The following is a 14082-nucleotide window of genomic DNA, read 5'->3' as shown; positions in this document are numbered from 1 at the left end:
GGGCCAGCCGGCGCGGCGCGGCGGCCTTTGCCAGGGCGTATTCGGCCGCCGCCGCACCCGCGCCCTCGCCGCTCTCGCTCACATAGTCCACCAGGTCGTTCACGTGCAGCGCGTTGCCGCAGGCAAACACCCCCTCCGCCAGTGTGTGGTAGTTCTGGTCGCACAGGGGCCCCCTGGTCCGCGGGTCCAACGGCACGCCCAGTTGCTCGGCCAGCTCGTTTTCCGGGATCAGCCCCACCGATAAAATCAGGCAGTCGCAGGCGATGCGCTCCTCGGTGCCCGGCACCGGCTGCATGGCCTCGTCCACCCGGGCCACCTCCACCGCCTCCAGCCGCTGGCGGCCAAACACGCGGGTCACCGTGCGGCTGGTGTAAAGGGGAATGTCAAAGTCCTCCAGGCACTGGCTGATATTGCGCGAGAGGCCGCTGGGCGTGGGTTTCGCCTCATACACCCCCAGCACCTCGGCCCCCTCCAGGGTCAGCCGCCGCGCCATGATCAGCCCAATGTCCCCCGAGCCCAGGATCACGCAGCGCTTTGCGGGCATCTGCCCCAGCAGGTTTACATAGTGCTGCGCGCTGCCCGCGGTGAACACCCCCGCCGGGCGTGTGCCGTGAATGGCCACCTGGCGGGCCGTGCGCTCACGGCAGCCGGTTGCCAGCACCAGGGCCTTTGCCTCCACCGTGGCAAGCCCTTTTCCGCTCACCAGGGTCAGCGCCGTGCCCCCCTCCCTGCGCTCAATGGAGGTGGCAAAGCTCTGCAGCGCCACCGTCACGCCGCTGGTGTTCACCCGGTCAATGAACACCTGCGCATACTCCGGGCCCGCCATCTTTTTGCCGAACCGCACCAGGCCGAACCCATCGTGGATGCACTGCTTCAAAATACCGCCCAGGCGGTCCTCCCGCTCGATCAGCAGCACCCGCGCGCCCTTTTCGTCGGCGGCCAGCGCCGCCGCCATGCCCGCCGGGCCGCCGCCCAGCACCGCCACGTCGAACTGCTCATGCGTCATCTTCATCGCCCCCTTGCTTTGTACCGCGGCACACGATCCAGGAACCCTCGCCGCTCTTTTGTACCTCTTTCAAAAGAACGCCCTTTTCCCGGGCAATGAGCTCTGTCACCAGCGGGCCGCAGAAGCCCCCCTGGCACCGCCCCATGCCCGGGCGCACCCGGCGCTTCACACCGTCCACCGTGTCGCAGGGCACGCTGCGGCGCAGCGCCGCCAAAATCTCGCCCCGGCTCACCTCCTCGCACCGGCACACGATCACCCCGTAATCCGGGTCGGCCGCGATCAGCGCCTCCCGCTCGGCGGCAGGCAGCTCCGCCGCCCGGGGGATCGGCCTGCGTACCGGGTCGAACGCCTCGTTTTGATCCGCGCCGCCCAGCAGCTCCACCGCCATTTTGGCCACATCCGCGGCAATGGCGGGCGCGGCCGTCAGCCCCGGCGACTGGATGCCCGCCGCGTGCACCAGGTTGCGGGTTGCCCGGCCCTTGCAGATCACAAAATCCTCTTCATAGGTGGGCGCGCGCACCCCGGTAAAGTAGGTGATGATGTCCCCCGTGGCAAGGGTGGGCAGCGCCCGGCCCTGCCGCCGGAAGGTGTTCTCCACGCTGGCGCGGCTGGTGGCGTAGTCCTCCCGGTCGGGGGTCTCCACCGCGTCCGGCCCGATCAGCAGGTTGCCGTCCACCGTGCTCACAATGCCGCCGCCCTTGGTGTGGGCCTTTTTTGTGTCCGCCGTGCCCAGCATCGAGGCGATGGTGTTCACCTGCCGGGCCGCCTTTTTGTCCAGGATGGAGTTGGTGCCCCTGCGGGGGTGAATGGTAAAAAACCGGTCCCTGGCCATTCCCGCCACCTCGTCGCTGAACACCCCCGCCGCGTTCACCACCACCCGGGCCGAAAAGCTGCCCCGGTTGGTGTGCACCCGCCGGATCTCGCCCCCCTCCACCTCCATACCGGTCACCGCCGTGTCCAAAAACAGCTCCGCGCCGTTGTCCACCGCGTTTTCCGCATAGGCGATGGTGAGTCCGTAGGGGCACACGATGCCCGCTGTGGGGAAGGCAAGGCCACACTGCACCTGGTCGGTCAGCCCCGGCTCCCGCACCCGCACCTCGCGCCGGCTCAGGTATTGGCAGGGCACGCCCATGCTGCGCCAGTAAACCGGCGTCAGGGGCACAAGATATTTGGCCCATTTCTGCCGCAAACATAAGATCTGCCCGGTGCGCTTGAAGGGCACCCCCAGCTCGGCGCACACCTGGTCGTACAGGGCGTTGCCCCTGGCGTTGTAGCGCTGCTTCAGGGTGCCCCTGCGCAGGTCGATGCCCGGGTGCACCATGCCGTCGTTCCGGCTGGAGGCCTGCATCGCCACGTCGTGCTCCTTTTCGATCAGGGCCACCCGCAGCTTCCAGCGGGTCAGTTCCCGGGCAACCGCGCAGCCCACCACCCCGCCGCCGATCACCGCCACGTCAAAGCTGCGCCCCTCCAAAAGTTCGTCCCGCACAGCGGGCAGCTCCATGGGGGGCTGCGGCTCGGCCGGGCAGCGCACCTCGTTCACCAGGGTGTATTTGCCCCGGGCGGCGCACAGGCGGCCCGCCTCCACCACCTCGGCCCAGCTGGGCGCTTCGCCCGTTAGGGTCACCATGCCGTTTTCATACGCCGCCCGCACCGCGCCGCCAAAGCGGGCGGCCAGTTTTTTGTTCAGCCTGCGAACAGAGGGCATATGTATCAGCTCCTTTCCCTCCATGTCGGTCACTTGGCCGACTCTCTGCTTACAGTTTACGCCCCCGCCCCCAAAAAATCAACCGGCGGGTTGCACAAACTCCTGTTTGACGTGTTGGGCAGGATGCTTTATACTGAAAGAAAACAGCGGGCCGCCCGGCACAGGGCAGGCCCGGAAGGGGCGTTTTGGATATGGCAGCACCGCGGGGCGAAAACGTGAGGGGCATGATACTGGACGCAGCGGCCCGCCTGCTGCGCGGCACCGATTTTGGGGCGCTGAGCCTGGCGCAGATCGCATCCGAGGCTGGGGTCAGCAAGGGCACCCTCTACTATTACTATTCCAGCAAGGACGATATCCTGTTCGACGTGGCCGACCGCTGCCTGAACGGCCTGCTGGACGAATTTCTGGCCTGGGCGGATAACCCGGAAAAGAACACCGGCCTGCCCCGCCTTTTCGGCTTTGTGCTGGAGCGGGGCGTGGGTGCCGAATTCGGCAACCTGCGGCTTTACCTGATCGGGGCCAGCGTGTCCGGCCACGACGCGCTGCGCCAAAAATACATTGATCTGTACGCCCAGTTCCAGCGCACCCTTGCCACCCGGCTGGCCCAGCGCGCGCCGGCGGCGGACGCCGATTTTCTGGCCTGGCTCGTCCTGGTTCTCACCGATGGGCTGCTCATTCAAAACCAGCTTGCCAGCCCCGCCTTTTCCGAGCCCGCGTTCCGCCAAAAAGCGGCGGCGCTGCTGGCCGGGGCGGCAGGCAAAGAGCTGTAAATTCACTGAGCCGGCTGCCCAAAGCAGCCGGCTCATCCTGTGTTTCACCCAATCTTTTGCGCCGCGCGCCTGCGGCGGGCGCTGCGCACCCACAGGGGCAGATAAAACAGGCTCACCACCGCCGCGGCCAGCACGCCGTAGGGCGCAAGGTACCCGGGGCTGCCAAAGGCCTTTGCCATGGGCTCCAGGGGCGAGCCGGGCGCGGGCAGGTTCAAAAAGAAAAAGTTTGTGCCCAGCTTCAGGTTGATCCAGTAAAGGGGCGGCACCGCCGCCAGCAAAAACAGCAGCGGATATTTCAGGCCGCCGGGCTTTGGGCGCAGCTCGCCCGCAGTCAGCAGCATCAAAATCCCGCCCACCAACAGCCCGTGGTACAAAAAGCTGTAAATGCACTGAAACTGCAAAAGCGGGGTGATGCCCGCCCAGTTGGGGAACAGCAGCGCCGCTGCAGCGCCCGGCAGGCACAGGCTGTACAGCACCTCGCCGCAAAAGGTGTTCGGCCACAGCGCGTAGCCAAGGTACAAAAACATGGCCACGCCGCACAGGTGCAGCGGCCAGTAATCGGGATAAAACACCCCCTGCGCCGCAATCACCACATCCCGCGCCGCCTCGGCGGCGGGCAGGCTGAACGCAAGGATCAGCCGCATGCGGCTGCGCCCGGCACTGCCGAGCGCGCGGTAGCCCTGGCACATTCCAAAAATGCCCAGCGCCAGCGCCGCCAGCCAGGCACAGTGCGCCACGCTGAACATACCGAACCCCAGCCCGGGCGGTAAAAGCTCTTCCGCCACCCAAAAATACCGAAACATTCCTTTTCCTCCCTGTTTCGCCGCATTCTCCTTTATTATGCCCATTTGGGTTTGAAAAGTAAAGCCGCCCGTGCTACTATTAAGAAAACTGACGAAACAGGGGGCCTTTTTTTATGCCTTTTGCCGAAGCTTTACAGGCTGAATACGCCTGGCTGCACCGCCACCCGGAGCTCAGCTTTGAGGAACACGCCGCCACCGCCCATCTAAGGGCCGAGCTGGAAGCTTTGGGCGCGCGCATCCTGGGCACCGGCCTTGAGACCGGCCTTGTGGCCGAGCTGAAGGGCGGGCGGCCCGGCCCGACCCTGGCCCTCCGGGCCGATCTGGACGCTCTGCCCCTCGCCGAGGATCCCTCCCACACCCTGCGCAGCGAGGCCGAGGGCCGCATGCACGCCTGCGGGCACGACTTTCACGCCGCCGCCCTGCTGGGCGCGGCGGCGCTGCTGGCCCAGCGCAAAGCCGAGCTTGCGGGCCGGGTGCTGCTGGTGTTCCAGCCCGGCGAAGAGAGCGGCCGCGGCGCGCTGCAGGTGCTCGCCACCGGCGCGCTGGAAGGCGCCTCGGCCATTTTCGGGCTGCACCTGCTGCCGGGCCTTGCCCCCGGCGCCGTGGGCCTCACCGAGGGGGCGAACTTTGCCGCCATCGGCCGCTTTTCCATCGAGCTGCAGGGCAGGGGCTGCCATGCGGCCCAGCCCCACGCGGGGGCCGACTGTGTGCTGGCCGCCGCCCGCCTGGCCGAGAGCCTGCAAAGCGTTGTCAGCCGCAATGTGGACCCCATGCACCCGGCGGTGGTCAGCGTCACCCGCATCCAGGCGGGCAACACCTGGAACGTGCTGCCCGGCGCCGCCCTTTTAGAGGGCACGACCCGCTGCTTTTCGGCGTCGGACGACGCGCTCATCGCCCGCCGCGTACAGGAGATCTGCCAGGGGGTGGCCGCCGCCTGCGGCGTGAGCGCGCGCCTTACCTGGCCCACCCGCCATCCGGCCACGGATAACGCGCCCGCCCTCATTGCCCGGGCCCGGGCCGCCGCCGGGGCAGAGGGCATTCCCTGTGTGCCGGCCGCCCCCACCCTTCTGGGCGAGGATTTTGCCTTTTACCAGCAAAAACTGCCCGGCGCGTTTTTGACCTTCGGGCTCAACAGCGCCCCCTTGCACCACCCGGCCTTCGCCGCCGACCCCGCCGCGCTGGAACCCGCCGCCCGGCTGCTGGCCCGGCTGGCGCTGCTGCCCTGGGGGGCCGGTTAAGCCCGCGCGGCAAACAGCCGCCCGCCGGAGCATTCCGGCGGGCGGCTGTTTGCTATAATTCTGCCTCTCTCACTCAATGGGCATCTCGCCCGCGTCGCCCAGGTCGATCTCCGCGCCGGCCTCGGTGGCCTCGTCCGCCTCGCCCTCCGGCACGGCGGCGGCAGCGGCGGCGTCCTGGTCCTCAGGCGCGGCGGCAGCGGCGGCCGCGTCCTCACCCTCGCCAAATTCCGCGGCGGCAGCAGCGGCCTCCTCGTCGGTCAGGGGCGCCGCCGTCTGGGCGGCGGTGGTCAGCCCGGTCACCTCGCCGCCGGGCTGTGCCAGCAGATAGGCGCCCACCGGCTGCTCCTTATACACCAGCAGCACCCCGTAGGCCTTCTGGTCGCCGCTGCTGCGCCCCGGGCACAGCACCAGCCACTTCTCCACGGTCTTGCCCTTGTATTTCTCCAGGCTCATACCGCTCTCTTTTACCACGGTATTGAACGCCGAGAAGCTTTCGTCCCACTTTTTGGGGATCTTCACCTTATCCACGGTGGCGGTCGCCAGGTCCACCTCCATCCCGTAAGCCTTGAAAAACGCCTGGATGCTCTCGGTGTTCGCGATCTTCATTTTTGCCGGGTCGGTCTTCTGCGCCTCGCTGGCCGCGGCGGCGGTGGGGGCGGCGGCGCCGTCCGAGCGGAAAAAGCTGCCCGCGGCGAACACGACCCCAGCCAGCGCCACGCCGGCCACGGCCAGCGCGCCCAGCCGCTTCAGGCCGTTTTTGCCCATTGTCAACACAAACATGTCTGTTACCCTCCTCGTTTTCGTGGGAACTGTCTATTCATACCTATTCTGCACGGGCTTTGTTTATTCTTGGGCGGCGCGGATAATGCAGCGCGCCCTTGCTTAAAGCCCCGGCCTTTGGTATACTGTTCACATCATAAAAACAGGAGGGGCTGCACCATGGTATTTTTGATCGACATGGGCAACACCGATCTCACCCTGGCGGCCTGGCAAAACGGGGCGCCCGCCTTTACCGCCCGCATTCCCACCGACCGCTCAAAGGATGCCGGGCACTACGCCCGGGCGATTGCCGGGGCGCTGCAAAGCTGGGGCTCGCCCACCTTTGCGGGGTGCGCGCTCTCCAGCGTGGTGCCGCCGCTCACCGGGCCGGTGGCCGCCGCCATGCAAACCGCGACCGGCCTTTCCCCGGTGCTCCTGGGGTACGAGGGGGATCTGGGCCTCAAAGTCCTCACGCGGGACCGGATCGGCGCCGACATGCTGGCCGGGGCCATTGCGGCCAAAAAGCGCGGCGCTGTGCCCGCCATCGTGGCGGATCTCGGCACCGCCACCACCTTCTGCGCCCAGAACGCCGCGGGCGATGTTCTTGGCGTTTCCATCGCGCCGGGCGTCGCCCTGGGGCTGGAGGCTCTGGTGGGCCGGGCCAGCCACCTGCGCACGGTGGCCTTTGAACCGCCGGACCGGGCCCTCGGCATCACCACGGCCCAAAGCATGCGCAGCGGGGTCATTCTGGGCGCGGCCAGCCTGCTGGAGGGTATGTTCCGCCGCATCTCGGCCGAGCTGGATCCCGCCGAGGGCGCGCCCTTCCTGCTGGTGACCGGCGGCCTTGCGCCGCTGGTGGCGCCCTTCTGCCAGGGCCCGGTCACCCCCTGCCCCCACCTTTTGCTGGAGGGGCTGTACCTTTACTACCAGCGCAATCGCCCCTGAGCGGAAAAGCCGGCCGTTTTCCGGGCATGTGCTTTGCCTGCCCCCGCACGGGGCGGCAAACGCGCCTTTTGCCTTTTAAAATAAGGTTTACCGTGCAGGGCCGTTAAAAGCCAAAGGCCGGGGGCCGTGTTTGAAACACGGCCCCCGGCCTTTTTGCCTGTTTTTATTTCCGGGTGGCGATGGTCTGCCGCGCCGTCAGCCTCCGCAGCTCCAGCGTCAGGGCAATGAACAGCGGCACCGCGCTGCCCGCCCAGGCCAGCGGCTCCGCCAAACACACGCCCGCAAAGCCCAGCGGCCCCGCCAAAAGCAGCGCCGCGCCCGAGCGCATGATCAGCTCCATCACGCCGGCAAAGGTGGGCGCAAAGCTGCGCCCCAGCCCCTGCAGGCTCAGCCGGCACACAAACAGCGCCCCCAGCACCCAGTAGGCCACGCCCACGATCAGCAGGTAGGTATGCGCCAGCTCCACCACCCCCTCCTGCCCGGGCAAAAACACCCGGGCCAGCGGCCTGCCGAAGGCGATGCTCACCGCGCCTGCGGCCAGGCTGTACCCGGTGGACATGGCAAGGCACTGGAACATCCCCTTGCGGATGCGCAGGTAGTCCCCCGCCCCGTAGTTCTGCGCCGCGAAGGTGGCCATGGTGGTGCCGAAGCTCACCAGCGGCTGGGCAAACAGGTTCACCAGCCGGTCGCCGGTGGTAAAGCCCGCCACCGCGTCGCTGCCCAGGTCGTTCACCGCCACCTGCAGCACAATCGCCCCAATGGCAATGATGCTGTACTGGAACGCCATCGGAAAGCCAATCCGCAGGTGCGCCGCGGCCTCCGGCCAGGCGGGCCGCAGCGCGTCCCTTTTAAAGTGCAGCTGGGCAAAGCGGCGGGCAATGTACCAAATGCACAGCGCCCCGCTGAACAGCTGGGCCAGCACCGTGGCCCAGGCCGCGCCCGCCACCCCCATGTGGAACCGTGTGATAAACACGATGTCCAGCACAACGTTCAGCGCGCTGGCAACGATCAGAAAATACAGCGGGGTGCGGCTGTCGCCCACGGCGCGCAGCACGCTTGCCAAAAGGTTGAACAGCATCGAGGCCCCCAGCCCCGCAAAGATCACCCCGATATATCCTTCGGCGCCGGGCAAAATATCCTCGGGGGTGTGCAGCATGCGCAAAATGTGGGGCGCCCCCCACACGGTCAGGGGGGTCAGCACCAGGGTGGCCAGCCCGCACAATACCGCCGAGCAGCCAAAGCTGCGCCGCACCCCCTCGGCGTCGCCCGCGCCGAAGCGCTGCGCCGTGGTGATCGAAAAGCCCGCGGCCAGCCCCTGGGCAAAGCCGATCACCAAAAAGTTCAGCCCGCCGGTGCAGCCCACGGCGGCCAGCGCCCCCGCGCCCAGCGTGCGGCCCACAATAAAAGTGTCGGCCATGTTGTAGAACTGCTGGAACAGGTTGCCGATAAACAGCGGCAGGCTGAACTGCAAAATCAATTTCGCCGGGCTTCCCCGGGTCATGTCAAGGGTCATACCGTATCGTTTCCTCCGTTCAATAGCGGGGCGGCGGGGCGTAAAATTCAAAGATCACCCCGTCGTACTCGGCCTGCAGGGCCTCCGTGTCCATGTCGGCGTGGGCCGTCCAGAACACCTTCATGGGGCCAAAGGCCTCGGCCAGCTTTACCATCACATTCTTTTTGCGGGGCCCCCAGGCAATGAACTGGGGCCGGGCCAGGCAGTTTCCCAGGCACCGGCTCAGCGCAAAGGCCATCGGCGCAGGCATTTTTTTATAGCTGCCGAAATCGTCGGCCAGCTGGCCGCGCACAATGTCCGGCGCGTTGTTTTTAAACCAGGCCACCACGGTGGGGTCAAAGCTCTCCACACAGAAGGGCCCCTCATACTCCCGCAGCAGCGCCAGGGTCTTCTGGCACAGCTCCCGGTTGCGCGGCCCGCTTTTCAGCTCCACGATCAGCGGCGTTTTGCCCTCCACCACCGCCAATACCTCAGTGAACAGGGGCATGCGCTCCGCGCCGCCGCACAGCGGCATTTTCTGCAGTTCTTCCCAGGTAAACGCGTCCACCCTGCCCTGCACGCCGGTCACCCGGTCCAGCGTGTCGTCGTGGAACACCACCACCTGGCCGTCTTTCGAAAGCTGCACGTCCAGCTCCATGCCGTACCCCGCCGCCACGGCGGCGGCAAAGGCGGGCAGGCTGTTTTCCGCCACCTGTTTGTCTTGGGTGTGCAGCCCCCGGTGGGCATAGTTCCAGCCCTGGAACGGCGCAAGCTGGGCCGGGCGCACCCGCCCGGGGCGCACAACAAACAGCACCGCCAGCACCAGCGCGGCCAGAACGATCAAAATTTCGATCATGGTCTTTTTCCCCCTCTCGTTTCATCATTCTACCGCCGCGCCGCACCGCCGTCAATCCATCCGGCACACATTTTTCCGCCGGCTTTCACATTTTTTCCACATCCTGCTTTTATTATGGTACTATAAGAACAAACACACTGCGAGAGGAGGATCCGTACCATGGCAAAAATTCTCATCGTGGACGACGAGCCCCGCATCCGCGAACTCATCCGCGCCCACCTGGAACACGACGGTTTTGTCTGCGAGGAAGCCAGCGACGGGGGCGCCGCCCTGGCCGCGCTGAGCCTGGGGGGCATCGACCTTGTGATCCTGGATATCATGATGCCCTTTGTGGACGGCATGACCTGTTTAAAAGAGATGCGCAGCCGCAAGATCACCACCCCGGTCATCATGCTCACCGCCCGGGCCGAGGAATACGACAAGCTGGCGGGTCTTGAGGGCGGGGCCGACGACTATGTGGTAAAACCCTTCAGCCCCCGCGAGCTGGTGGCCCGGGTCAAGGCGGTGCTGGCCCGCACCATGCCCCGGCCGGACGCCGCGGGCGGCGTGTACACCTTCGCCGGCCTCTCCATCGACGAAGCCAGCCACAGCGTGAAGGTGGACGGGCAGGAGGCCCCCCTCACCCCCAAGGAGTTCGACCTTCTGGTGTTCCTGGCCTCCAACAAGGGCCTCGCGCTCTCCCGCGAGCGCATTCTGCAAAAAGTCTGGAACTACGACTACTACGGCGAGGACCGCACGGTCGACACCCACATCAAAATGCTGCGCGGCCACCTGGGCCGTTACCGCGAGGCCATTGTGACCGTGTGGGGCATCGGCTACAAATTCGACCCGGACGCGGTCAAGTGAGAGGGCGCACATCTTGAAACAGGCAGTAAAAAAGCCGGTCAAAAAAGAGCATCCCTTCTGGGGCCTGCGCGCAAAGCTCATGCTGTTCCTGTGCCTGTTCAGCGCCTTCGTGCTGGGCTTGGTGTGGTTTTTTTCGGTCCAGCTGCTGCAGCCGCTCTACAACCGCTACATCTACAACCACCTCTCGGCACAGGTAAACACCATCGCCGCCCTCATCGAGGCAAGCGAGGACCCCATCAGCAGCCGCCCCCTGCTTCTTCCGGGCGCGCGGGTGCAGCTCAACTGGGATTTTTGGGACCAGATCAACGCCCTCGCCGGCGAGGGCAAGCTGGACTTTCACAACAGCTGTGTCGACATTGCCGACAGCACCATGCAGTACGTCATCGGCTTCGAGGGGCTGTACCCCTGCCTGCTGCACGAGACCAGCGGCAGCCTGCGCAACTGGGTGGTGGGCGAAAACGAATACGACACCAGCAACATGCTTGCGATCCGCCGCATCGTGATGGAGCAGGGCGCCTGCAACATCACGGTCAACGGCGCGGGCGGCAACCAGCAGCTCGTGGTGGGCAAGCGCGCCTCCAACGGCGACAACGGCAGCTACACCGTGATCCTGTCCGCAAGCCTCACCCGGGTCAGCGAGGCCGCGGTGGTCATGGGCAAGCTCATGCCCGTGCTGCTGGCCGTGCTGCTGGCCCTCTCGGTGGGCGGGGCCTGGTGGTTCAGCCGGTGGTTCACCCGCCCCCTCACCAAGCTCAGCCACGCCGCCCGCCAAATGGCCGACGGCAATTACAAGGTGCAGGTCGACGTTCCCACCACCGACGAGATCGGCCTTCTCGCGCAGGACTTCAACCACATGGCCGGCCAGGTGAACCGGGCCGCCCAGCTTCAGCGTGACCTTTTGGCAAACGTCAGCCACGATCTGCGCACCCCCCTCACCCTCATCAAGGGCTATGCCGAGACCGTGCGGGACCTCACCGGCGATGAGCCGCAAAAGCGCACCGAGCAGCTCAACGTGATCGTGGACGAGACCGACCGCCTGTCCGGCCTTGTGAACAGCGTGATGGAGCTCTCCAAGGTTTCCAGCGGCACCGACCAGCCCCAGCGCGTCACCTTTGATATCGCGCAGCTGTGCGAAGAGGTCGCCCAGCGGTACGATGCCCTCTGCGCCCAGAACGGCTGCCGCCTCCAGCTCCAAGCCGCCGCCCCCTGCGACGTTCTGGCCGACCCCGCCATGATGGAGCGGGTGCTCCACAACCTTTTGGGCAACGCCCTGCACCACATCGGCGAGGACGGGATCTTCCTTTTGCGGGTGCTGCCCCTTGCGGGCGGCGGCGCACGGGTGGAGGTGGAGGATCACGGCGCGGGCATCGCCGCCGAGGACCTGCCCTATATCTTCGACCGCTATTACCGCAGCCGCAGCGACGCGGGCAAGGTGGGCACCGGCCTGGGCCTTTCCATCACCAAGGCCATCCTGCAAAGCCACGGCTTCCGCTTCGGGGTCGACAGCACCCTCGGCCAGGGCAGCGTGTTCTGGTTCGAGGCCAAAAACAGCTGAACCCCTCCTTCCGGCTTCTTCCCTGTTTTCCGGCCGCCGCCCCAGCCTGGGGCGGCGGCTTTTTTGCATTTTTTGTCCGGGCATGCAATAATAGGGCAGGTAACTTTGTATCCCATACAGAAAGGGGGCGCCGGGATGGAGGCTGCTGCGGCCGCCGTGCTGGCCCCGGAAGAGGCCGTGGAGGCATACGGCCCTCTGGTGCTGCGCACCGCTTACACCCTGGTGAAGAATCCGCAGGACGCGGAGGATATCGCCCAAGAAGTTTTTTTGAGCCTGGTAAAAAACGCCCCGGCCTTCGAGAGCCCGGAGCATCAAAAAGCCTGGCTTCTTCGCTGCGCCATCAACCGGTGCAAAAGCCATTTCCGCAGCGCCTGGCAGCGCCGCACCGGCCCGCTGGACGAGGGCCTCGCCGCCCCCTTCACCCCCGAGGAGGCAGGCGTGGTGGAGGCGGTGGCAAAGCTCCCCCTCAAATACCGGCAGGTCATCTACCTGCACTACATCGAGGGCTATTCCACCGCCGAGATCGCCGGCCTGCTGGGGCTGAACCAGAACACTGTGCTCAGCCAGCTTTCCCGCGGCCGGGCCCTCTTAAAAACCGCCCTGAAAGGAGACTTCGAGCCATGAGCAACTTAGAGCACTACCGCAGCGCCATGGCCAAGGTCACCCCCGGCGAAGGCTGGAAGGCCGCCACCCTGGCAAAAATGGCCGAGGCACAAAAAGAGCCCGGCGAAGCAGGGCAGCCCTGCACCCGCAACCCCCGGGCCCTCCGCTGGCGCAAAGCCGCGCTGCCCCTGGCGGCAGCCGCCGCCTTCGCCCTTGTGGCCGTGCCCGCGGCCCTGCGCAGCGGCCTGCTGAACCCGGGCGCTACGGCCGGCGATCCCCAGCTTGCCGCCGCAAACGATTGCGCGCCCGCCGCCGGCTCTCCCGAAACCGGCTCGCCCGAGGCCGCTCCCCGCGTTTCCGGCGGGACCGCCAAGACCGACGGCTCCGGCTTTGACCTGGGCCGGGTGGACGGCCGCCCCGTGCTCGTCTGGGGCGGAACCGGTTCCGGCGGCATGGGCAGCGAAGTTGTCTATCTTGCAAAAACCGCCGGCGAATTAAAAACCGCCAACCCCACCTATAACCTGCCGCAGGAGCGCCTGCCCGCCGAGCTGCCGGTCTTTTATGCCCAAAGCGGGCGGCAGGGCGGCAGCTCGCTGCAGGACATGCTGCAAAAGGCCGCCGATTTTCTAAACCTGCCCCTCCAGGCGGACGACCCCGGCCCCGCCCCCACCGGCTATCCCACCCCCCAGCTCTGGCCCTATTCCTCCACCGGCCGCCTGGTGAACGCCGACCTGTGGCAGGATCAGCTGCCCGCCGCAGAACAGCCCGCGGGTTCCGCCCTCTGGCGGCTCAGCGCCTCGGGCACCGCCCTCACCCTCCAAAACCTCGCCGCCGGGGCCAGCGGCGAGGCCCAATTTTCCAACCCTGCCGCCGCCCGCCAAGCCGACGACGCGGCCCTCGCGCAGTTTGCCGGTCTGGCCGGGCTCCAGGTTTCCGCCTACCAGGCCCCTATCCTCTCTTACACCTACGCGGGCGAGGCTGTTTACGAGTGGTTCACCCATTTTTATTACGAGGCAGGCTCCGGGGCCGGCACCATCAGCCAAAAGCTGCTGGACTACAGCTTCAAGCGCGTCTATGGCTCGCTGGACGCCAGCGGCCAATTGGACCTTGCGCGCCTGACCCTTCCCCCCGCCGCCGGCGTGGTGGCCACCTACCCCCTGCGCACCCTCAGCGAGGCCAAAGCCGCCCTCGACGCCCGGCTGGACGCCGAGCTGCAAAACGGCCGGCGGGATTACGCCCTTTCTTCCGGCGACCTGGTCGCCTGGGAGCTGGAATACGACCAGGACCCCATGAACCCCTACATCCAGCCGGTGTATGTGTTCACCCTCAAAACGCCCCTCACGCCCGAAGAAGCCCATTACGATGCCTTTCCGGGCAGCGATCGGTATACCTGCTACGTCAAATACAAGGTCAGCGCCCTGCCCGAAGAATACTGCGTGCCCTGGGCCGAGCATTTCAACTGAACCCTCCTCCCCCTTCCCGGCCGATCGCTTTTTTGCCGCAA

Annotated in this window: 13 protein-coding genes; 7 read left to right on the top strand and 6 right to left on the bottom strand. The window is 66.4% G+C overall.

Annotated features, from left to right (window positions below; genetic code table 11):
• The coding region (locus ACMLHZ_RS15045; RefSeq protein WP_418668486.1) for an NAD(P)/FAD-dependent oxidoreductase at window positions 1-1006 on the bottom strand (1006 nt) is incomplete at its 3' end.
• Window positions 996-2711, bottom strand: coding sequence for an NAD(P)/FAD-dependent oxidoreductase (locus ACMLHZ_RS15040; RefSeq protein ID WP_418668485.1), 1716 nt, complete (start codon window positions 2709-2711; stop codon window positions 996-998). The genes ACMLHZ_RS15045 and ACMLHZ_RS15040, both read right to left, overlap by 11 nt.
• Window positions 2712-2902: 191 nt before the next feature.
• Here ACMLHZ_RS15040 and ACMLHZ_RS15035 point away from each other — a divergent pair, with 191 nt between their 5' ends.
• The gene (locus ACMLHZ_RS15035) at window positions 2903-3481 is read left to right on the top strand and encodes a TetR/AcrR family transcriptional regulator (RefSeq protein WP_418668484.1); all 579 of its coding nucleotides are present in this window, start codon (window positions 2903-2905) and stop codon (window positions 3479-3481) included.
• 44 nt (window positions 3482-3525) lie between these two features.
• Here the strand turns inward: ACMLHZ_RS15035 and ACMLHZ_RS15030 are convergent, their stop codons facing one another.
• Complete coding sequence (locus tag ACMLHZ_RS15030; protein ID WP_418668483.1) at window positions 3526-4284, bottom strand: YwaF family protein; 759 nt, start codon at window positions 4282-4284, stop codon at window positions 3526-3528.
• Between the two features lie 113 nt (window positions 4285-4397).
• Between ACMLHZ_RS15030 and ACMLHZ_RS15025 the strand changes: the two genes are divergently transcribed.
• Complete coding sequence (locus tag ACMLHZ_RS15025; RefSeq protein WP_418668482.1) at window positions 4398-5522, top strand: amidohydrolase; 1125 nt, start codon at window positions 4398-4400, stop codon at window positions 5520-5522.
• A gap of 69 nt (window positions 5523-5591) precedes the next feature.
• On the opposite strand, the gene ACMLHZ_RS15020 is transcribed toward ACMLHZ_RS15025, so the two are convergent.
• The gene (locus tag ACMLHZ_RS15020) at window positions 5592-6302 is read right to left on the bottom strand and encodes a DUF4830 domain-containing protein (protein WP_418668481.1); all 711 of its coding nucleotides are present in this window, start codon (window positions 6300-6302) and stop codon (window positions 5592-5594) included.
• A 159-nt stretch (window positions 6303-6461) separates the two neighbouring features.
• Between ACMLHZ_RS15020 and ACMLHZ_RS15015 the strand changes: the two genes are divergently transcribed.
• Window positions 6462-7226: a type III pantothenate kinase gene (locus ACMLHZ_RS15015; protein WP_418668480.1), complete on the top strand. Its 765-nt coding sequence runs from the start codon at window positions 6462-6464 to the stop codon at window positions 7224-7226.
• 163 nt (window positions 7227-7389) lie between these two features.
• Here the strand turns inward: ACMLHZ_RS15015 and ACMLHZ_RS15010 are convergent, their stop codons facing one another.
• Both ACMLHZ_RS15010 and ACMLHZ_RS15005 read right to left on the bottom strand, forming a co-directional pair.
• Window positions 7390-8739, bottom strand: a complete 1350-nt coding sequence (locus ACMLHZ_RS15010) for an MATE family efflux transporter (RefSeq protein ID WP_418668479.1) — start codon at window positions 8737-8739, stop codon at window positions 7390-7392.
• A gap of 19 nt (window positions 8740-8758) precedes the next feature.
• The gene (locus ACMLHZ_RS15005) at window positions 8759-9574 is read right to left on the bottom strand and encodes a glycerophosphodiester phosphodiesterase family protein (protein WP_418668478.1); all 816 of its coding nucleotides are present in this window, start codon (window positions 9572-9574) and stop codon (window positions 8759-8761) included.
• A gap of 159 nt (window positions 9575-9733) precedes the next feature.
• On the opposite strand from ACMLHZ_RS15005, the gene ACMLHZ_RS15000 reads away from it, so the two are divergent.
• The 4 genes from ACMLHZ_RS15000 to ACMLHZ_RS14985 all read left to right on the top strand — a co-directional run bounded on the left by ACMLHZ_RS15000 (window position 9734) and on the right by ACMLHZ_RS14985 (window position 14041).
• Window positions 9734-10420, top strand: coding sequence for a response regulator transcription factor (locus ACMLHZ_RS15000; protein ID WP_418668477.1), 687 nt, complete (start codon window positions 9734-9736; stop codon window positions 10418-10420).
• A gap of 13 nt (window positions 10421-10433) precedes the next feature.
• Window positions 10434-11975, top strand: coding sequence for a HAMP domain-containing sensor histidine kinase (locus tag ACMLHZ_RS14995; RefSeq protein ID WP_418668476.1), 1542 nt, complete (start codon window positions 10434-10436; stop codon window positions 11973-11975).
• Between the two features lie 135 nt (window positions 11976-12110).
• On the top strand, window positions 12111-12599 hold the full coding sequence (locus ACMLHZ_RS14990; protein ID WP_418454073.1) for an RNA polymerase sigma factor: 489 nt from the start codon (window positions 12111-12113) through the stop codon (window positions 12597-12599).
• Window positions 12596-14041 (top strand): hypothetical protein, encoded by a 1446-nt coding sequence (locus ACMLHZ_RS14985; RefSeq protein WP_418668475.1) that lies wholly within the window; start codon window positions 12596-12598, stop codon window positions 14039-14041. The genes ACMLHZ_RS14990 and ACMLHZ_RS14985 overlap by 4 nt, the downstream gene beginning before the upstream one ends.
• Window positions 14042-14082: the final 41 nt, after the last annotated feature.

This window comes from Allofournierella sp. (assembly GCF_048388525.1).
Lineage (GTDB): Bacteria > Bacillota > Clostridia > Oscillospirales > Ruminococcaceae > BQOK01.
Note: the sequence above shows the minus strand (reverse complement) of the source record. Positions and strands in the feature narration are given on the sequence as shown.